Origin of the sequence: Klebsiella sp. A-Nf5 (assembly GCF_002810545.1) — a bacterium.
GTDB classification, from domain to species: domain Bacteria; phylum Pseudomonadota; class Gammaproteobacteria; order Enterobacterales; family Enterobacteriaceae; genus Klebsiella; species Klebsiella variicola.
Map to the genome: position 1 here is coordinate 14,315 of NZ_PIOG01000274.1, position 18,397 is coordinate 32,711.

At 54.6% G+C, this 18,397-nt stretch carries 19 protein-coding genes and 1 pseudogene; 11 read left to right on the top strand and 9 right to left on the bottom strand.

From position 1 onward, the window contains the following. Positions 1 to 87: 87 nt before the first annotated feature. Positions 88 to 957, bottom strand: a complete 870-nt coding sequence (locus CWM53_RS28025) for a LysR family transcriptional regulator (RefSeq protein ID WP_100730065.1) — start codon at positions 955 to 957, stop codon at positions 88 to 90. Positions 958 to 1,059: 102 nt separating this feature from the next. Between CWM53_RS28025 and CWM53_RS28030 the strand changes: the two genes are divergently transcribed. From CWM53_RS28030 to mkrJ, 6 genes are all read left to right on the top strand, one after another. Further along, on the top strand, positions 1,060 to 1,521 hold the full coding sequence (locus CWM53_RS28030; RefSeq protein WP_061153397.1) for a multidrug/biocide efflux PACE transporter: 462 nt from the start codon (positions 1,060 to 1,062) through the stop codon (positions 1,519 to 1,521). A gap of 124 nt (positions 1,522 to 1,645) precedes the next feature. Continuing rightward, a complete protein-coding gene (locus CWM53_RS28035; protein ID WP_100730064.1) occupies positions 1,646 to 2,875 on the top strand; it encodes an amino acid permease in 1,230 nt (409 codons plus the stop codon). A gap of 119 nt (positions 2,876 to 2,994) precedes the next feature. Then, on the top strand, positions 2,995 to 3,873 hold the full coding sequence (locus CWM53_RS28040; RefSeq protein ID WP_100730063.1) for an aldo/keto reductase family oxidoreductase: 879 nt from the start codon (positions 2,995 to 2,997) through the stop codon (positions 3,871 to 3,873). 381 nt (positions 3,874 to 4,254) lie between these two features. Continuing rightward, positions 4,255 to 4,959, top strand: coding sequence for a transcriptional activator MrkH (mrkH, locus tag CWM53_RS28045; protein WP_061153394.1), 705 nt, complete (start codon positions 4,255 to 4,257; stop codon positions 4,957 to 4,959). A gap of 17 nt (positions 4,960 to 4,976) precedes the next feature. After that, a complete protein-coding gene (locus CWM53_RS28050) occupies positions 4,977 to 5,549 on the top strand; it encodes a LuxR C-terminal-related transcriptional regulator (protein ID WP_100631292.1) in 573 nt (190 codons plus the stop codon). Positions 5,550 to 5,692: 143 nt separating this feature from the next. Continuing rightward, positions 5,693 to 6,409, top strand: a complete 717-nt coding sequence (gene mkrJ / locus CWM53_RS28055; protein ID WP_074387641.1) for a phosphodiesterase MrkJ — start codon at positions 5,693 to 5,695, stop codon at positions 6,407 to 6,409. A gap of 34 nt (positions 6,410 to 6,443) precedes the next feature. Here mkrJ and mrkF read toward each other — a convergent pair whose 3' ends face one another. The 5 genes from mrkF to mrkA form a co-directional block, all read right to left on the bottom strand. Then, the gene (gene mrkF, locus CWM53_RS28060; RefSeq protein WP_049008697.1) at positions 6,444 to 7,079 is read right to left on the bottom strand and encodes a type 3 fimbria minor subunit MrkF; all 636 of its coding nucleotides are present in this window, start codon (positions 7,077 to 7,079) and stop codon (positions 6,444 to 6,446) included. A 13-nt stretch (positions 7,080 to 7,092) separates the two neighbouring features. Beyond that, positions 7,093 to 8,088, bottom strand: a complete 996-nt coding sequence (gene mrkD / locus CWM53_RS28065; RefSeq protein ID WP_012967267.1) for a type 3 fimbria adhesin subunit MrkD — start codon at positions 8,086 to 8,088, stop codon at positions 7,093 to 7,095. After that, on the bottom strand, positions 8,079 to 10,565 hold the full coding sequence (mrkC, locus tag CWM53_RS28070; RefSeq protein WP_074387640.1) for a type 3 fimbria usher protein MrkC: 2,487 nt from the start codon (positions 10,563 to 10,565) through the stop codon (positions 8,079 to 8,081). The genes mrkD and mrkC overlap by 10 nt, the downstream gene beginning before the upstream one ends. Before the next feature lie 11 nt (positions 10,566 to 10,576). Further along, complete coding sequence (gene mrkB / locus CWM53_RS28075; RefSeq protein ID WP_061153388.1) at positions 10,577 to 11,278, bottom strand: type 3 fimbria chaperone MrkB; 702 nt, start codon at positions 11,276 to 11,278, stop codon at positions 10,577 to 10,579. A 95-nt stretch (positions 11,279 to 11,373) separates the two neighbouring features. Next, positions 11,374 to 11,982: a type 3 fimbria major subunit MrkA gene (mrkA, locus tag CWM53_RS28080; protein WP_008806369.1), complete on the bottom strand. Its 609-nt coding sequence runs from the start codon at positions 11,980 to 11,982 to the stop codon at positions 11,374 to 11,376. A gap of 718 nt (positions 11,983 to 12,700) precedes the next feature. Here mrkA and CWM53_RS28085 point away from each other — a divergent pair. After that, positions 12,701 to 12,910, top strand: a complete 210-nt coding sequence (locus tag CWM53_RS28085) for a DUF1471 domain-containing protein (RefSeq protein WP_002916131.1) — start codon at positions 12,701 to 12,703, stop codon at positions 12,908 to 12,910. A gap of 95 nt (positions 12,911 to 13,005) precedes the next feature. Here the strand turns inward: CWM53_RS28085 and CWM53_RS28090 are convergent, their stop codons facing one another. Beyond that, positions 13,006 to 13,902, bottom strand: coding sequence for an EamA family transporter (locus CWM53_RS28090; protein WP_100730062.1), 897 nt, complete (start codon positions 13,900 to 13,902; stop codon positions 13,006 to 13,008). 81 nt (positions 13,903 to 13,983) lie between these two features. On the opposite strand from CWM53_RS28090, the gene CWM53_RS28095 reads away from it, so the two are divergent. Beyond that, positions 13,984 to 14,490, top strand: coding sequence for a MarR family winged helix-turn-helix transcriptional regulator (locus tag CWM53_RS28095; protein WP_074387639.1), 507 nt, complete (start codon positions 13,984 to 13,986; stop codon positions 14,488 to 14,490). Here the strand turns inward: CWM53_RS28095 and CWM53_RS28100 are convergent. Then, positions 14,487 to 15,443: a nickel/cobalt transporter gene (locus CWM53_RS28100; RefSeq protein ID WP_100675890.1), complete on the bottom strand. Its 957-nt coding sequence runs from the start codon at positions 15,441 to 15,443 to the stop codon at positions 14,487 to 14,489. The genes CWM53_RS28095 and CWM53_RS28100 overlap by 4 nt on opposite strands. A 399-nt stretch (positions 15,444 to 15,842) precedes the next feature. Between CWM53_RS28100 and CWM53_RS28105 the strand changes: the two genes are divergently transcribed. Further along, complete coding sequence (locus CWM53_RS28105) at positions 15,843 to 16,088, top strand: hypothetical protein (RefSeq protein ID WP_074387638.1); 246 nt, start codon at positions 15,843 to 15,845, stop codon at positions 16,086 to 16,088. A 408-nt stretch (positions 16,089 to 16,496) separates the two neighbouring features. Here CWM53_RS28105 and CWM53_RS32180 read toward each other — a convergent pair whose 3' ends face one another. Next, complete coding sequence (locus tag CWM53_RS32180; protein ID WP_264755188.1) at positions 16,497 to 16,625, bottom strand: hypothetical protein; 129 nt, start codon at positions 16,623 to 16,625, stop codon at positions 16,497 to 16,499. A gap of 313 nt (positions 16,626 to 16,938) precedes the next feature. Between CWM53_RS32180 and fimB the strand changes: the two genes are divergently transcribed. Together fimB and fimE are read left to right on the top strand one after the other, a co-directional pair. Further along, entirely contained in the window at positions 16,939 to 17,541 is a 603-nt protein-coding gene (gene fimB / locus CWM53_RS28115; RefSeq protein ID WP_074387637.1) for a type 1 fimbria switch DNA invertase FimB, read from the top strand. A 468-nt stretch (positions 17,542 to 18,009) separates the two neighbouring features. Next, positions 18,010 to 18,397 (top strand): annotated as a pseudogene (gene fimE, locus CWM53_RS28120) (type 1 fimbria switch DNA invertase FimE); the annotation flags it as partial.

An 18,397-nucleotide genomic window follows, 5' to 3' on the forward strand; every position in this document is an offset into this window, starting at 1 on the left:
AAACAGCGATATACTAGATAATTGTTATCAAAAAACTTTGTAATTGTTTAAAAAAAGTGAAGCCAATCACAAAGAAACCGCTTTTTATTAACGTTCACGCCGCTGCAGATGCTCACGCAGCCAGCTGCCAGCTGCCCCCGGCGGCGTTTTCTTATTCCACAGCAGATCGACCGAAATCGCCCGCGGCCAGCCGGGAATATCAAGCGCCACCAGCCCGCCCTGTGGGGCAAACTCCGCCACCAGCGCACAGGGCAGAATGCACCAGCCGAATCCCTGCACTGCCATGCTGAGCAGCAGCAGGTAGTTTGGCGCCGACCAGACCTGACCTGCGGCAGGTTCGGTAGCGCTGGCCAGAAAGGTGCTCAACCGCAGCTCACGCCAGCTGCGCAGCTCATCCCAGACGACCTTGCCCTGCGTCGCCAGCGGATGGTCAGGCGCCACGTAAATGCCCATCGCCGTCTGCAGCGGCAGGCGGGTGCTGCCGATGTCGGCCGGGTAGCGATCTCTGGCCTCAATCAGCCCCACCTGGGCGCGGGCTTTTTGCAGGAGATCGATCACATCCTCGTCTTCGCCAATCAAACACTCAAACTCGGTGTGGGGGAAGCGGCGGTCAAACTGCACCAGCAGATCTTCCAGCACGTCCGGGTGCAGGGTGTCCGAGAGCACGAAGGTCAGCCGCGGTTCCGTCTCACCGGCGAGCGACACCGCCAGCTCATCCAACCGCTCGCTGGCGGCGAGGATCGCTTTGACATAGCTCAGCACCTGCTCCCCCTGCGGCGTCAGCGTCGGCTGCCGCGTTGCCCTGTCAAAGAGGGTCATGCCGAGATCGGCCTCCAGGTTGGCGATAGCGGTACTGATCGTCGACTGGCTTTTACGCAGGCGACGGGCGGCGGCGGAAAACGATCCGCTGTCGACCGCCTCCACAAAGGCGGTTAACGCTTCCGGGGAATAACGCATAATCTATCTACTTTATCGATGGTTTCTATCTTTTGTTTATCATATTTTTCCATAAAATGCCGGGTAATTTCCTGTTCAGGCTATAACTGGAGGTCGCTCGCCATGCAACAGATCCCTCATCAGCGCAAGACGCTCACGGAACGCGTTATCCACGCCATCACCTTCGAAGGACTGGCGACGCTGATCCTCGCCCCTACCGCCGCCTGGCTGATGCAGCGCTCGGTCGTCGAGATGGGCGGGCTGAGCATTCTGCTCGCCACCCTGGCGATGGTATGGAACATCATCTACAACGCGGCGTTCGATCGCCTGTGGCCGGTCTCCCGCTTTCCCCGCCAGCTGAAAGTACGTGCGCTGCACGCGCTGGGCTTTGAGACCGGCTTCGTCATCATTGGCGTCACCATGGTGGCCATCGTGCTGGGCGTATCGCTGCTGCAGGCGTTTATGCTGGAGATCGGCTTCATGCTCTTCTTCCTGCCCTACACCATGGCGTTTAACTGGGTATGGGACACCCTACGCGAGCGCGTTATCCGCCGCCGCCGCCCACGCCAGCCGGCGCGCGGGTAGCGCCCCGGGCGGATCCTCCACGATCCGCCGCGACTTTATCACCAAAAACTATCGCAACAGACGAACCATAAATATGGTAAATTGCACTCCTTTTTTTTGGTTTACCGGTTGATAAAGTCGCATAATGTCTAAAATTTGGTCTAAAGAAGAAACTCTATGGAGTTTTGCCTTATATGGCACTGCAGTAGGCGCTGGGACGCTATTTCTACCGATCCAGCTGGGTTCGGCTGGCGCCATTGTCCTTTTCATCACCGCGCTGGTCGCCTGGCCGCTCACCTACTGGCCTCACAAAGCGCTGAGCCAGTTTATTCTCTCGGCCAATATCGCGCCGGGAACCGGGATCACCGGCGCAGTCAATCACTACTATGGTAAGAAAATTGGCAACCTGATCACCGGCCTCTATTTCCTCGCCTTCTTCGTCGTGGTGCTCATCTATGCCGTGGCCATCACCAACTCGCTGGCCGAGCAGGTGGCACACCGTACGCCGGTGACCCCCGCACTGCGCGCGCTGCTAAGCCTGGGCGTCGTGCTGGTCCTCAACCTGATCTTTCTCATGGGACGGCAGGTCACCATCAGGGTAATGGGCTTTCTGGTCTTCCCGCTTATCGCCTGCTTCCTGTTTCTCTCCCTCTATTTAATCCGCGACTGGCATCCCGAGCACCTCACCAGCCAGATGCAGTTCAGCACCCACACGCTCCACCAGATCTGGATCTCCATTCCCGTGATGGTTTTCGCTTTTAGCCATACGCCGATCATTTCTACTTTTGCTATCGACCAGCAGGAGAAACATGGCGACCTGGCCATGGGTAAATGCAAAAAAATCATGAAAGTGGCCTACACAATCATCTGCGCCAGCGTGCTGTTTTTCGTCTTCAGCTGTCTGCTGGCGATCCCGGCGACCTATATTGAAAGCGCCCGCGATCAGGGGGTGACCATCCTCTCCGCCCTGTCGATGGTGCCAGGCGCGCCCGGCTGGCTGGCGTTGACCGGCATCATCGTCGCCGTGGTTGCCATGTCGAAATCCTTCCTTGGCACCTACTTCGGGGTGATTGAAGGCGCCAGCGAAATCGTCAAGAGTTCGCTGGCGCTGGTCGGCGTGCGCAAGAGCCGCGCCTTCAATCGGGCGATGTCGATCCTGCTGGTCTCCGCCTTCACCTTTGCGGTGTGCTTTATCAACCCGAATGCCATTTCGATGATCTACGCCATCAGCGGGCCGCTTATCGCCATGATCCTGTTTATCATGCCCACGCTGTCCACCTGGCTTATTCCGGCGCTTAAACCGTACCGCTCGGTGGGTAACGCCATTACGCTGGTGGTCGGCCTGCTCTGCGTTTCAGTGATGTTCTTCGGCTAATCGCCTCTGGCGGCAGCGGCTTTCCTGAGCCGCTGCCGCACATTCTGACAACATTCTCGCCCTTCCCTTTCCCCTGAGCGGATTACACTTACGGCTTAGCCACCGTAAGGAGAGTTCGTATGTCCAGTGTCACCTTATCCGGTCGCGGCACGCTCGGCGATCGCCAGGTTTATCGGTTGGGTTATGGCGCGATGCAGCTGGCCGGCCCCGGCGTCTTCGGCCCGCCGAAAGATCCCGAGGAGGCGGTGCGCGTCCTGCGGGCTGCCGTCGAGGCCGGGGTAAACCATATCGATACCTCTGATTTTTACGGTCCGCATGTGACCAATCAACTGATCCGCAAAGCGCTCCATCCCTATCCTGACGACCTGTGTATTGTCACCAAGGTTAGCGCCCGCCGCGACGAGAAGGGCAACTGGCTGCCGGCCATGTCGCCTGCCGAGCTGACCCAGGCCGTCGAGGATAATTTGCGTAACCTGGGGCTCGACGTGCTGGAGGTGGTGAACCTGCGCAGTATGTTCAGCCCCCACGGCCCGGTGGAAGGCTCGCTGGAGGCGCCGCTCACTACCCTGCTGGAGCTCAAAGCGCGGGGATTGATCCGCCATATCGGCCTCAGCAACGTGACGGCAAAACAGGTCGCGGATGCGCAGAAAATGACGCCCATCGTCTGCGTGCAAAACCTCTATAACATTGCCCATCGCGCCGACGACGCGCTGGTCGATGCGCTGGCCGCGCAGCACATCGCGTGGGTGCCCTTCTTCCCGCTGGGCGGTTTTACGCCGCTGCAGGCGCAGGAGCTGAACGAGGTCGCTGCCTCGCTTGAGGCGACGCCGATGCAGGTCGCCCTGGCCTGGCTGCTTCAGCGTTCACCGAATATTCTGCTGATCCCCGGCACGTCATCCCGCACGCATCTGGCGGAAAATATTGCCGCCGCGCAGCTGGTCCTGCCGGCAGACGCCCTGCGCATCCTCGATAATATCGCCACCCGCGCACGCCCCTGACCCGTGGGGAGAAAGGGGGGAACGACATCTATCCTTAATATTTGCCTGGAAAAACCTCAACACTGCTGGCACTATAGATCTTACAAATGGGGTGTGATCGACGATCGTTTTCTCATTATCCCCGTTAATCAAACTACTGTTTTTATCCTTCGACCGGTCTCCAGCATGGAGGCCGTTGTCGTTTTTGTCATGACCAAAATTTGAAACTCTTGATTACAGGAAACACAATATCGAATTCCAAGTTTATACATATCAATCTGGCTGCAAAGATAGTCAATAACATCAAACGCTCATAAAAACATCTGATTAACCCAATCAGAATGTTGCTATTGCTATAAGAAAAATCAAACGCCTCACGACAACTATTTACAAGGGAAGCACATGACAGAGGGAACGATAAAGACCAGTAAGTATGAAATTATTGCTATTTTCAGAGAGGAGTTGCGCAAACGTACTGAAATTGAAATATTTTTTAACAACACGAGTATCGTAACCCAACTGACACGTGTGGATTTTGCCGAGTTCCATATTCAGACCCATCGCAAAATCCCGCCGGGGCATAAAATTCGCTTTCTCCTGCATAGCGATTCAGGGAAAATTGAGTTTAATGCCCCCCTGACAAAACATGACAATAGCGGTGTGGATAAAGGTATCCGCTACGCCTTTTCTTTGCCTGAATGTCTGCAGGTCGTACAGCGCCGCCGCGATCCCCGCTTTCGTTTACGCCACGAACATGACTTTTATTGCCGCGGTCGCCATAAAAATGGCGAAAACTATCTTTTCGACATCAAAGACATTTCAGATGGCGGTTGCGCATTGATCACCAGGACGCCGAATCTGAAATTTCTCAACCATAACGCCTTGCTGAAAAATGCTGTGCTGATGCTTGCGGAATATGGTGAGATCACCATCGACCTGGTGGTAAAGAATGTCATTGTTATCACCCTTGATGACGCCAATGAAGAGAGTGAAAGCTACTACCAGATATCCTGTCAGTTTAAGTTCCGCCATCTCGACGACCAGCGCAGAATAGAGAAGATACTGCTGGACCTGATCTTAGAAGCCAAGCGCAAAAAGAGAATCTGATACCCTTGGACAGTATATTGCTGTACTCCAATGATAATCTCATTGGTCACTCAATCTATCACTACCTTATTGATAGCCATGAAAATACCACGCGTCTGGGTTATGGCGATGTTATCCATGGGAAACATCTACCTCTGGCCCAGACGGTTATTTTCAATTTAATTAATAAGGATATTTCTGCCATCAGAATCGTCGACCTGCTGAACGCGCTCCGCCTTTCCCTGCAGCGCTGCCAGCAGCCGGTGCTGGTAGTAAAAAGCGACATTGCCGGGCTGTGCAGAGAGTTGATAACTGTTGATAATGCTATGATTATTAGCGAAAAATGTCCGTTATCTTTTTTTTCTTCTATCGTCAAGCGCGCAGAGGGCGCCAGCGAGCTGCCACCACGAAGGTTGCGCAAACAGCTGTCGCCGCGGGAGTGCCAGATCCTCGAACTGCTGATTGCCAACAATAATAACAAGCGTATTGCCGCCCTGCTCGGCATTGCCCATAAAACGGTTCACAGCCATCGTATCCATATCATGCAAAAGCTGGGCATTGATAATTCCCGCGCCATGAACCAGCGTATTGCCGCACTCCATCAATGTTAAATTATGCTCCAGTAAATCAATAGCGGATAAAGCGTACTTATTCGCTGTTGATTTACATTTCCTGCCATTCCCATTAATCATCAGGTAGCCTATAATTAGTGTATCCTCTGCCTATTGTCTGACTAACCTCGTGATGAGGGATAATGAACACTAAAATAACCGAAGACAACATTTTATCTCGTAATGATATCGCTGTACGCTACGTCTTTCAGAAAATGTTTTCTCCACAAGGTACCTTAGTCGCGGTCGAATGCCTGAGCCGCTTCGATAATCTTCCCGTCTCTCCTGAATACTTTTTTCGTCATGCTACCGCGGCGGTTCGTGAGCGTATTTTTCTCGAGCAACTGGCATTGATTGAAAAACATAAAGAATGGTTTTTACGCAACAACATTTCCGCCACGATTAACGTCGATGACCATATCCTGAATCTGCTGCGCCAGAAGGAAATAAAAGATAAAATTACCGCACTCACCTGCGTCCATTTTGAAGTGACCGAAAACGCCGAGAATCTTCTCAATAATTCCCTGGCCGCCTGGCAAAGCCCGCAAGATACCTCGCTGTGGCTCGATGACTTCGGCTCAGGCTATGCGGGGATTAACGCCATCAGAGGTTATCATTTTGACTATGTCAAAATTGATAAAGATTTTTTCTGGCATCTGATGCGCAAAGAGTCCGGCCGCCAGTTGATGGATGCGCTGGTGACCTTTTTATCCCGCAATCATCACAATGTGATTATTGAAGGTGTGGAAAGCGAAGCCCATAAAAAATGGCTGCAGGGAATGGAGTGGTTTGCCATTCAGGGGCATTACTGGCAGGAAGTCAGTATTGAACAACTGGTCGCTGACGATATTCGCAGATAAAAAAGCCGGGGATTTCCCGGCTTTTTAACATTGCTTAATTATAAACTAATTCCCACGTTGCCCAGCTGGTAATCGGTCCGCTAGTGGCGCTTTTTGGCGTTGGGGAAACGTAGCCTACGTAATAGGTAAACAAGCCACCGCTGACCGCGCTTTCCTGCAAATGCACCTGATTTTGCTGCGGGTCCGTCGGGACAATTTTATTACTTTTATCCAGCGTATTATTATCATTGGTCGACAGTGCCAGATAAATATTCTGCGCCCCATCTGGCAAGGTATTGGCCAGATAGCCCGCATTCTCATTCCCAACCGCCGTCAGTAAAAACCCGTCGATCCAGCGAACGCTGACACGTCGCACTTCGTCCTGCGAGGCGGCCCCGCCATCATGGCGCAACTGGCAGTTTGACAGCGCCAGGGTAAAAGATTGCGGCTTCATAAACGCCCCGGCCCCGCGATCGTGTACTTCCGCCAGACTGACCGGCGCCAGCCAGACGTTGCCATTGCCGGCATGCTGACCGCCATTCAGCGCGACGCTACAGGAGATATCCGTCACCCGCCCGGCAAATTCGACCCGTCCGCGGTCATAATTAGTCTCGAAACCCCACGCCGAGGGAGCGGCGAGGCTGCCGCAGAATAGCAGCCACGCGATAGTGTGTTTCGGCAATCCCTTCATTCCCCCTCCCGTATTAATCGTACGTCAGGTTAAAGATCATATGCGACTCCACCTCGCCGGTGCTGGTCGTCGGCCCATACTGATAAAAGCGCGCGTGCAGCGGTATGGTGATGTAGCGAGTCTCCTGATTGTTCAAGCGACCAACGGTGTATTTCTTATTAAACTGCAGCGGCGATCCATCCTTCAGCACCTGAATACCGACGCCTTTCGCCATGCCGCTGCCGGCCTTTTCATTGAGCAACGCGCCCATGGTCGCCGTCGTGCTGGTAGCCAGCGTTCCGGAGAACGAGGTGCTGATATTGGCATACCCGGTTTCACTCAGGCCGCCGCTGCACTGCAGGTCGATATTAAAATCTTTCCCGCCCGCGGTAGTCCCCACCCCTTTCAGGTCACTGCGTCTGATGGAACCGACATCGACATTCATATTCTTCCCGCTCATCACCGTACAGGAGGGCGAGACCACGGTGATGGCGTTGGCGCTCAGATACGTTTCGAGGATCGGGTTGCCGCCGCTCTCCCAGTCATAGGAGGTGTATTTCCCTGTTGCCAGGGTGCCGCTGCCGGTGGTCGCTGCGGTTTTAATAATCTCCAGCGTAAAGCGCGACCCCTCCAGCGAATAGTTGGTGGTACCTGATACCCGCGACGAAAAGACGTCGGGATAGACGATATTGACCGTCGCGCCGCCGCGGCTGAAACGCATGCCGATACCCGGCACGTTGGTGGAATAGATTTTATTCCCGAGGTCAGTGGCCCCTGGCGCAACAATCTTCGCCGCGAAGCGGTTGGTGCCGGAGGTACAGCGATAGCTCGCGCCGCCGGGGGCGCTCATCGTCCAGTCGCGGGTGAGGATCACCGACCCCACCGGCAGATCCGGAGGCACCACCACCCTGCCCACCACCATGTCCAGCATTACCGTTGGCGAAGAAAGGCGCGTACAGACGGCCCAGGACGAGGTGGTTCCCAGCGCCATTAAGACGATAAAAAGCGTTAGTAATTTCCTCAGCGACATACGCTATCCTTTGTTGTTTGCGGTCCCAGATCCACCGAACACTGCCCGCCGCTCCACTTCACAATCGCGCGTTTGGCATTCGCATCGCTGATAAACATCATGCTGCCCTGGCCGACAACGCCGATCTCCTTACCATCAGGAGAGAAAATACTCGCCGCAAACGGCAGCGGCTCATGGTTCGCCTGGCGCACCTGCAGCGTGAGGTTGTTCTGCACCGTGGTGCCGAACGCCACCTTAACCACGCTGCCTTCCCACGGCACAACCTGCGCCACGGTGCGATCGAAGGCGACATCGTCAAGGCTACCTTTCGGGTCGATCTCGACGGCGTTAATCCGGTACGGGCGCAGATACGGCAGGATGGCGTAACCATTGCTGTCCACACGGGTGCCCGGCGACCCCGGGAGCATGGCGCCGGCAGCGTCTTTGGCTTCAATCAGCGCCATCGTCGAGCCGCTTTCCGGCGAGAGCACCACGCCGCCGCTGTGGGCGATCATCGTCCCGCTGGCGCCCAGGCCGCTCTGGCGATAGCCTTCGCCCTGGCTGTAGCTGCCGTTGAGCGTGGTCCATGGCGTACGGTAGCTGCCGTTGAGCGCCACATCGTGCTGGCCACCGGTGGCCGTGGTGGTCGACACGCCGTAGTTAAGGTTGTTTTCACTGTCCAGCGAACCGTTGATACCAATCTGCGAGCTGGCAAAGCGCGAGTTGTTGAACGAGGTGTTCGACGTCAGGTTGGCGGTGCGGTTATCGCCAAACCACAGCGGGTAGCTGAAGTTAAGTGAAATACGATCGTCGCGGCGATGACCGGAGCTGTCTGGCGTGTAAACGCGCTGCGCGCTCGCCGACCAGGAGAGACGACCAAATGAGTTGTTGTAGCTGACCTGATACTGCTTCTCGGTCCCGGAGCGGTTCCAGTAGTCGGAGACGCGACCGCTCAGATAAAACCCGCCCCAGCCGTCCGGCAGGTTCTGGTTCACGGTGAAGGTCATGCCGTTTTTCTGCCGCCACAGGGTGTAGTTGCTGCGGCTGTTTTTTTCCTGATCGACGGCATACAGCGCGTCGTTGAGGTTGTAATAGCCTTTTGTCGAATAGCGGTACGCCGCCAGCACGATGCTGGTCTGGGTATCGGTAAACATGCGGTTAAAGGTGGCGCGATAGCTCTGCCCCGAATCATCATGGGTATCACTCTTCAGCCGCGAATGGGTCACGTCAAAGGAGAGCGCGCCGATGCCGGTGTTCATCCCGGTCCCCACCAGGAAGGCCTGATAGTCGTCGAAACCGGTAACCCCGGTGTAGCCGGTCAGCAGGTTGTTGATACCGTGCTGCCAGGTGGCCTGATAGAGCATCGGCTTGTTACGCAGAGAACTGTCATCCACTTTACCGGCGGAAAGGGCGTAGCGGGTCATTCCCGGGCGCAACAGCTGGGCGACGGAAGCGTAAGGCACGCTAAACACTTCCACCGAACCATCCGCCTCTTTCACCGAGACCTCAAGGTCACTGCCATAGCCGGAAGGATAGACATCCTGCAGGGTAAACGGCCCGGGCGGAACGGTGGTCTGATAGATAATGTTGCTGCCCTGGCGCACGGTGACGAGGGCGTTGCTCTGCGCCACGCCGCGAATTTCCGGGGCATACGAGCGCATGCCGTCCGGGAACATATTGTCATCAGTAGAAAGGTTGACCCCACGCAGACCGATGGTGTCGAAAAATTCACCATTGGTAAAAATCTGCCCGCCGCTGACGATGGAGTTGAGCTGCGGGATGGGACGCTGGAGATAGGTCTGGTTGCTGTTCCAGTGCGCTTTGCCCTGCTGCTGCTGCCAGTTCAGGTTACCGATGTGCTTCAGCAGCCAGCCGTCCCACGACAGACCGGCGTTGACGCCAAGATAGGCGCTGCTGTTATCCGAACCGCCGACCGAAGAGGTGTGACTGTTCCAGGCGTTGGCCATCCAGCCAAGATTGAGCGCAGTAATGCCTTTGTCCCAGAACTCCGGGCTGACATAGTTTTTCAGACGTTGATCTTCATAGATCTGCGGCACCGAAATGTTCAACCGCAGGGAGGACTGGACCAGGTTGTCTTTGACGTTTTCTTCGTTACGCCAGGATTTGAGGCTACCGCAATAGCCTTCCTTTTCGCTGAGCTGTGGGTTCAGCTTTTCCGCAGCGATACCGTACTGCGTCAGCATCGCTTTGGTGTAGCAAACGCCAAGGTTACCGTCTTTGTCGCGCGCGATGCGCAGATCGTAGCGCCCTTTCCACTCGTCGTTGGTGTAGACATCAAGGGAATAAGTGCCTTCGGTGATCGCGCTGGTCGAGAAGCGTGACAGGTCGACCTTTTCGCGACTGCCGACAATAAAGCCGTCGTTAAATTGATATACCGTTCCCGGGTTTTCCTGTCCGCTGGAAAATGGCGGAAAGCAGCACAGCGCGAGGGCGATCGCGGTGCTTAATCTTCCCGGGCAGAATGACCTCTGCTTCATTAGCTTTTCCCTTATTTAACGGCCACTTTCACTGCGACATCGGCGCCATAGTCATTAATGTTGTTAACGGTCAGGGTTTCGCCGCGGTTGACGGCGGAGGAGAGTGCTACCGTCTGGCTGGACTGCGGCGCCAGCATCACGGTTTTGCTGTTCAGGGCTTTACCGCCGTCGCGGGAAATACGGCTGACGGTAATGTAGAACGGCGTCGGGTTGTTGATGGCGAGACTGCTGCCGCTGGCGGTGAGCACCAGCTTCTCGGCCGCCGCATCGCGGTTGCCCAGTCCGGCAGGACGGTAAATAAATTTAAAGCGGGAACGGATCGCCAGCTGCAGCACGTTCTGGCCTTCATTTTTCTGATCGGCCACCACTGGCGGAATTTCCAGCAAATTCAGCCACCACAATGTCTCTTTATCTTTTGCCAGACCGGCGCTGCTGCCGAGCTTAATACGCAGCGTCTGGCCGCTTTTGGCGTCAACGCGCGAGATCGGCGGGGTGATAATAAACGGGGTGGTAATGGTATCCGGTGTGGCATCGGCATCGCCATTATCCAGCCAGGCCTGCGCCAGTGCCGGACGGTCGGCGTTATTTGAAAGCTGTACCGTTATTTCTTTTTCATTTCCTGGATAAATAAAGCGGGTACCGTTAACAATAATGTTGTTGGCATGGGCCGCAAAACTAAAAATGAAACAGAAAAAAAGGGCAATACGCTTCATGCTGACCTCAGAATAAAAATACAAGCGGCGGACATCGCCGCTTTATTATTGTTATTAACTGCCCCATACCGGGGCAGTTTTATTTTCTGGCGGAATTACTGATAGGTAATTTCGTAAGTCGCGTAGCTGTTGACCACACCGGTGGTTACCGTGGTCGGTGCGCTGGTCGCATAACCAACGTAGTAGGTGAAACGCGCGCCATCGGCTACAGCAGCAGCATCGCCTTTCGCTTTCGGCTGAGTGCTGTCACCCGGGATGATTTTGTTGGTCAGCGCGGTGGCGTTGTCGGTAGACAGCACCAGCTGGATGTTCTGGGCACCGGAAGCTTCGGTGTTCGCCAGGTAACCCTGCTGTTTGCTGGTTGCGCCAGCCAGCAGGTTACCGCCGGTCCAGTTCACGCCCAGTTTGGTTACGTCATCCTGTTTGGTGCCGTCAGCAGCCTGGCAGTTAGAGACGTCAATGGTGAAAGATTTCGGTTTCAGGTAAGTATCCGCTGCTGCCGCTTTAACTTCAGTCAGGGTTACCGGAGACAGGTAAACGTTCGCATCGCTGCCCTGGCCGTTAACAGAAACAGTACAGGATACATCGGTAACTTTACCGAAGAAATTAACCTGGCCGCCGCCAACATTGGTATCAGCTGCATGGGCAGCAGTCATGCCAAAAAACGCGGTTGCCATTGCTGCAGAGAGAAGAACCTTTTTCATTGCCATTTCCTTGTCAGAGTGAATTACGAATCAATGAGCACACTGTGAATTCGCATAGAACCAGAAACATCAGGCGATGCTGATTTATGCCACTGCTAATAGAATCTTCGACTGACCGGGAGCCGCAATATTTAAGGCGTCAGGTGACGAACTTAAAAATATAAGTTCGCTGGTGCTATCGGCGTCAAAGAATGCTATTTATTCGCCGACAAATATACATTTGTTCACGTTTCATTAAGTTATATAACAGATATCAATCAGCTATTAATAAATGGTTATTGATAGGTGAAAACGAAGCGGTGGTTGTTTACAGCGCAGGAAGTCTAACGCAAGACCATAAGAGAAATGACCGTAATAGCATGCCGAAAAAGCCGTCGGGAAGCCATCGCGATAAGTCTGAATCCGTCCTGAAAGTGGTGAAAATAGCACCAATCCATTCACGCACTGAATGACCTCAGCGTGAATGAGGCGCATTCCTTCCCCTGAACGTGAGCAGTTCGTCCGATATCCCCTTCCAGAGGGAAATATTTAATCCATTGTTTTTAAAGTAAAAAAAAATAAACTCATTCATCTCTTTGTCATCTTTTCATCATCTCACCGCCATAAAAATGTGATCTAAATCGCACTTTTTGCAACGCGCGTTATAGTTAGCAGACTTATTATAAGTCCATCGAAAGCAAACACGCTTTCCACCATAAAAGTTAAAAGGACAAACACCATGAAAAACGTAAAATTACTCGCCGCTGCCGGTATGCTCTCCCTGGTTTCTTTCGCTAGCTTCGCTCATCCGGTGAGCGTGACAGCAGATACCCTGGACAGCGCAGAAGCGAAAATCGCGACCATTGCGAAAGAACAAGGCGCTTCCTACCACATCACCGAAGCGTACACCGGCAACCAGGTCCATATGACCGCCGAGCTGTCTAAATAAGCGAATGGTTGCAGAGGGAGCTGCCGGACAGGCCGCCTGCGGGTGGCTGGTCTGGCTCCCGCCACCCACCCCGCACGCAGCAATGTCGAGCCCCGTTATGGGGCTTTTTTCGTTTTTGCTCCCGCCGCCTGGCGCGCCAGCGCACGCTGGATAGACAGCACGCTCGCCAGCACCACGATCAACCCCACCAGCGCCATCCCCTGGATCTTTTGTCCAAGGAAAATCCATCCCAGCACCACAGCGGTCACCGGGCTCAGCAGACTCATCGCCGACACCGCCACCGGCGAGAGGCGGCCAATCCCCCGGAACCACAGGCCATAGGCCAGCATGGCGCCCGCGACGCACAGCCACAGATAGCCTGCGACCTGCAGCGCTGTCACCTGATGCAGAGGGGGGTCAACGATCAGCGCCACCGGGGCCAGCACCACTCCCCCAATCGCCAGCTGCCAGCCGGTCAACGCGACAATCGGCAAGGAGAGCACCCAACGGCGGGAGAGCCAGGTGCCCAGCGCCATACTGATCGCGCCGAGAAACGCCGCGCCGATCCCCAGTGGGTCGAGGACGGTGTGCGGCGACAGCAGCAGCATGGCCATACCGAGTATGCCGGCGATGGCGGAGAACACCGCCAGCCAGGGCGAGCGCTGCCGGTCAACGCACCAGGCGAGGAGCATCACCAGCAGCGGCTGGATTGCGCCAATCACCGCCGCTAAACCGCCGGGTAAGCGATAGGCCGCGATAAACAGCAGCGCCTGGAAAGCGCCGATATTTAAAATGCCGGTAACGATAAGCTTCGCCCACTCGCCGCGCTGCGGGAAGCGACGGCTCCAGATCAGCAGGGCGATGCCTGCCGGTAACACCCTCAGCAGCGCAGCGATAAATGGCCGATCGGGAGGAAGGAACTGGGAGGTGACGATATAGCTCGTCCCCCAGATAGCGGGCGCCAGCGCGGTGAGCAGTAAGTCGATCATCAGACTACGTGAGAGAAAAGCCATGATTTTATCTTCACTTCAAGCTAAATTGGTGACTGAAGTATGTACCGACAAGTATCTTGACATCAAGACAAGTGAGCACTGATGGACAAATCACCCGCGATCGACGCCGTGGATCGCATTCTCGCCCAGTGGCAGCGGGAGCGACCGGATCTGGACTGCAGCCCAATGGGGCCGATAGGCCGCCTGAAACGATGCGCCATGCTGCTGGAGCCGCAGGTGGAAGTGGCCTTTGCGCGCCACGATCTGGTGCGTTGGGAGTTTGATATGCTGGCGACGCTGCGCCGCGCCGGCCCCCCTTTCACTCTTTCGCCGACCCAGCTCTTCTCCACGCTGATGATCACCTCCGGCACCATGACTCATCGCCTGAAGGCGCTGGAGAAACGCGGATTTATTACCCGCCTGCCGAACCCGGAGGATGCCCGCAGTATGCTGGTCGCCCTGACGCCTGTCGGGCGTGAGCGGATCGATCAGGCGGTGGAGACCCATGTCGATAATGAACGGCAGCTGCTGGCAGGACTCAGTGACAGCGAACGCCTGCAACTGGATCAGGCGCTGCGGGTATTGATGCGCCTGCTGGAAAGTCGTTAACAGCCGGCGGCGATAAAGTCGCCGTTGGCGCTGATCGGCACCACGGTGAAAAACAACCCGGCGGCAAAGAGGATCAGCGCCAGCCCGCCGAGGATCTTCACCAGCGGCACCAGCCAGGGCCGCGGACGACTCCCCACCGTCAGCCTGTTGACCGCCCGGTGGCGGGCATAGTGCACCGTCAGTGACAGCGCGAGGATCGAAAGTCCGGTGCCCAGCGCCATGGTCATCACCGCGGCGATGCCCCAGCTGACAATCCCCAGCGCGTTGGCGAACAGCAAGATCATGATTGCCCCGCTGCAGGGGCGGGCGCCGATGGCCAGCACCACGCCAAGGCGTGTTTTCCAGTCGGCGCCGTGCAGATCGTGCCCCACGCCGTGGTGCCCGCAGCCGCATGAGGCATCATGCTGATGCGCCGGTGTTATGGCGCGAATCACGCTCTTGCCTGGCCCCAGGCTCTGCAGCGCGCGAAAGATAATGTAAATTCCAAAGGCGCCGATGGTCAGGGCGCTGATCTTCTCAACGTACCAGCGGCTGGCGCTGAGATCGCCGGCGGCCAGATTCAGTCCTACCGCGAGAATAAAGACAAAGAGGATGGCGCTGACGCCCTGCAACAGGCTGCCGAGAAAGGGCACCACCCGCGCCGCCGTCAGGCTCTCCGGGTTGGTGCTCAGGTAAGTCGTGACGATAAACTTGCCGTGACCCGGCCCGATGGCGTGCAGCACGCCGTAGAGAAAGGCGCCCACTAACAGCCAGACGCCGCCGCTGTACTGGTGGTTATTCAGCAGCAAAAGATACATCACCAGATAGCGATGTAAGGTTATTTGGGTGGCGAGGCACCACTGGAGAAAATCGCCCCAGTGGCTATGCAACATGATGCCGGCCACCAGCAAAAGGAGCCCGCCGCTCCCGGCCGCCAGCAGGCGCCAGTCGCGCTGCGCAATCGGAGTATTCATCATTATGCCATTGTAGTAAACGTAAACCGCCTGACAGCAACTTCACGACAGACGAGCGAGAGTGTCAGCCCTGAAGGGCGAGGAATTTGTCGTCGCTGTTCACGTGAATGTTCGTAGTCACAGAGCTCAGCATTATCTACCGATCGCTGCCTTCTCTACACCATATTAGCGCAAAATGCCTCAATATCTTCAGCATACCATAGACATATCTTTTTATGAGTTATTGCTTATCGTTTACGAATACCCTTTAAAAGGAATAGTGACTCGAAAAATTACAGACAAAAATAAATAACTTATTTCTGTTCGGGCATTTTTTTGTCATTTATTATGCTGCGCTTCCGGCAAGAATATTCTTTAACTGCTATTTTTTTATTGTACTCTACGACAGGATCAATCCTAATGAAAAGAGGCTTATTTACCCTGCTTTGCATCGCGCTGCTGGTACCCTCTCTTTCGGCGCAGGCGACCTGGCGCGGCGAAAAGCGTCAGGACGCCCGCGATATCCGTCAGGATAGTCGCGAGCAAGGTCGTGATACCAAGCAGGAATGCGTCCGCAATAACAATCAAAGCAACGCCAGCTGCCGTCACGATAAACGGGAAAACCGCCGTGAAGGTCGTCAGGAAGCACGTGACGAAAAATGGTGAACCTGCAGGCTTCGGCGTCTTAAGGACGTAAGCCCTCCCGCCGCCGGAGCCTTTAACGCCCCCCTCATACTTCAGTTGTCTGGCTGACGTTTTTTGCCTGCACCTTATTCTTAGCATAGAGCAGAATATTCCCACCTAATCGTCAGACAATATCCCGATACTCATGATGCCCCCTTTCTTCCAGCCCACTGATATCGCCGCTACCGGCGCTTACCGTGCCTGATTCCTATCAACTTTACTCCCCTTTAGATTAAGCTTATTTTCTGAAATACAGCGTAAAGTGCCCTCATACAGACAATGGCTATTATCCCCAGGCTTTTTGCAGTATGGTTTAATCGCTGTTGTAGTTTTGCAGTGAATGCTATCCAGACGATTCAGAGTTGTATTCTGTCTGAGAAGTTTCTCACGCTATTCCCGGGCGTTGTCGGCGCGGGAGAGTGTTTTGCTGGCGCGATGTTGCCCAGCATGCAGGCAATAAATCATGACGGCATTGATGGCCGTCTTGCCGTGGCCGGAAGCCCGTGCCTTCATCATCATGCGGGCATCATCAAGAGGATCAGGGATGTACAGGACGTGGAAACCACCAGGAAAGCGACGCCACTTCAACCCGCTAGCCCTTTCTTTACCCTTCTGCTTGCGGCGTCTTATCGTTGGTGATGGAGATAACCTATGATACCGCACGCTCACTCAGCGATAACGTTCAGATTTTGCCTTCACCCGGTGAAACGCTTTCGCATGAGATTAAAACGTTATCAGCACGCTGCTTCAAAATAAAAAGGCTGTCGAATTTAACAATGACCTGACGCAGGCCTGGACAGAGAAAAATATGCCTGCAATAAAAGGGAAAACCATGACGAATAACGCCGATATAAAAAAAAGGAACTTCCTGACTCAGAATGAAATCGAGTCTTTACTTAAAGCCGCCGATACCGGCCTCTATGCCGCACGGAATTATTGCCTGACATTACTGTGCTTCATCCATGGTCTGCGAGCCAGCGAGATCTGCCGTCTACGAATATCGGATATCGACCTTGCTGCCCGATGTGTTTATATCCATCGGCTCAAAAAGGGGTTTTCGACCACCCATCCATTGCTGGAGAAAGAGATCCACGCCCTAAAGCGATGGCTGGCCATTCGCAGCAGCTGGCCGCAGGCAGCCAGCGAATGGCTGTTTCTCTCCCGCAAAGGTAATCCCCTTTCTCGCCAGCAGTTTTATCAGATTATCGCCTCATCAGGGGATCTCGCGGGATTACCGCTGGAGATCCACCCGCACATGCTGCGCCACTCCTGTGGCTTTGCGCTGGCCAATATGGGAATCGATACCCGTTTGATCCAGGATTACCTCGGGCATCGCAATATCCGCCATACCGTCTGGTATACCGCCAGCAACGCGGGACGCTTCTATGGCATTTGGGACAATACGCGCGACAAACAGCGATCGTCTTTGATCTAATAACCTTGACGCCACGGATGGCGTTGTCCCGCAACCTGCCCGAAAATTAAAATATGTATTATCATTAACCCTGCGTTAATTATGCTTACTGTTCCCGCAAGTTCTTATTTATTCCCTCCAGCTTCACGCCAATTTAACCCTGCGTTCATTCTGGATTTGACCAAATTATTTATTGCTCGAACAAAATTTCTGCACCGTTTTTTTCAATTGCAGCACGTATCAGAAAAAAGTCCTTTTAATTTATACACCTGGCGATAACATCTATAGATGCTATTGAGACAACGATTAAAATCTTTAAAATTAAGAATTATCGCCCGGCGATATTTTTAGTATCAGTCAATGTAATGTGCTATCTATTCGTGGTTAATCAACTTCACCCTACAACGTTTTAGCATTACGTATTCTTTTCGTCATGGCGTAAGGTTTCGCCGTGACGGTCATTCATCCCCTTTTTCAGGAGCCAATATTGTGAACCGACGTCGTTTTCTTACCGCCAAAGAAGTTCAGGCAATGATGCAGGCCGCTCGTCAGGGACCTACCGGCGAACGGGACTACTGTCTCATCCTGCTTGCCTTTCGTCACGGCATGCGCATCAGCGAACTGCTGGATCTGCACTATCACGATCTGGATCTGCATGAAGGACGGGTCAATGTACGGCGGCTAAAGAATGGTTTTTCGACTATTCATCCGCTGCGCTTTGATGAGCGCGAGGCGATCGAACGCTGGAGTCTGGTCCGCGCCGGCTGGAAAGCGGCGGCAAAAACCGACGCGCTGTTTATCTCTCGTCGCGGAACGCCACTCTCACGCCAGCAAGCGTATCGTATTATTCGCTCCGCCGGCGAAAATGCGGGCACCG

Excerpts from the sequence above, each read along its gene's own strand:
- mkrJ (WP_074387641.1), top strand. The coding sequence starts at position 5,693 with ATGAACACTAAAATAACCGAAGACAACATTTTATCTCGTAATGATATC.
- mrkB (WP_061153388.1), bottom strand. The coding sequence starts at position 11,278 with ATGAAGCGTATTGCCCTTTTTTTCTGTTTCATTTTTAGTTTTGCGGCC.
- CWM53_RS28095 (WP_074387639.1), top strand. The coding sequence starts at position 13,984 with ATGGACAAATCACCCGCGATCGACGCCGTGGATCGCATTCTCGCCCAG.
- mrkH (WP_061153394.1), top strand. The coding sequence starts at position 4,255 with ATGACAGAGGGAACGATAAAGACCAGTAAGTATGAAATTATTGCTATT.
- mrkF (WP_049008697.1), bottom strand. The coding sequence starts at position 7,079 with ATGAAGGGATTGCCGAAACACACTATCGCGTGGCTGCTATTCTGCGGC.
- mrkC (WP_074387640.1), bottom strand. The coding sequence starts at position 10,565 with ATGAAGCAGAGGTCATTCTGCCCGGGAAGATTAAGCACCGCGATCGCC.
- fimB (WP_074387637.1), top strand. The coding sequence starts at position 16,939 with ATGACGAATAACGCCGATATAAAAAAAAGGAACTTCCTGACTCAGAAT.
- CWM53_RS28030 (WP_061153397.1), top strand. The coding sequence starts at position 1,060 with ATGCAACAGATCCCTCATCAGCGCAAGACGCTCACGGAACGCGTTATC.
- CWM53_RS28040 (WP_100730063.1), top strand. The coding sequence starts at position 2,995 with ATGTCCAGTGTCACCTTATCCGGTCGCGGCACGCTCGGCGATCGCCAG.
- CWM53_RS28025 (WP_100730065.1), bottom strand. The coding sequence starts at position 957 with ATGCGTTATTCCCCGGAAGCGTTAACCGCCTTTGTGGAGGCGGTCGAC.
- CWM53_RS28085 (WP_002916131.1), top strand. The coding sequence starts at position 12,701 with ATGAAAAACGTAAAATTACTCGCCGCTGCCGGTATGCTCTCCCTGGTT.
- CWM53_RS28035 (WP_100730064.1), top strand. The coding sequence starts at position 1,646 with ATGTCTAAAATTTGGTCTAAAGAAGAAACTCTATGGAGTTTTGCCTTA.
- mrkD (WP_012967267.1), bottom strand. The coding sequence starts at position 8,088 with ATGTCGCTGAGGAAATTACTAACGCTTTTTATCGTCTTAATGGCGCTG.
- CWM53_RS28105 (WP_074387638.1), top strand. The coding sequence starts at position 15,843 with ATGAAAAGAGGCTTATTTACCCTGCTTTGCATCGCGCTGCTGGTACCC.
- CWM53_RS32180 (WP_264755188.1), bottom strand. The coding sequence starts at position 16,625 with ATGATGATGAAGGCACGGGCTTCCGGCCACGGCAAGACGGCCATCAAT.
- mrkA (WP_008806369.1), bottom strand. The coding sequence starts at position 11,982 with ATGAAAAAGGTTCTTCTCTCTGCAGCAATGGCAACCGCGTTTTTTGGC.
- CWM53_RS28090 (WP_100730062.1), bottom strand. The coding sequence starts at position 13,902 with ATGGCTTTTCTCTCACGTAGTCTGATGATCGACTTACTGCTCACCGCG.
- CWM53_RS28100 (WP_100675890.1), bottom strand. The coding sequence starts at position 15,443 with ATGAATACTCCGATTGCGCAGCGCGACTGGCGCCTGCTGGCGGCCGGG.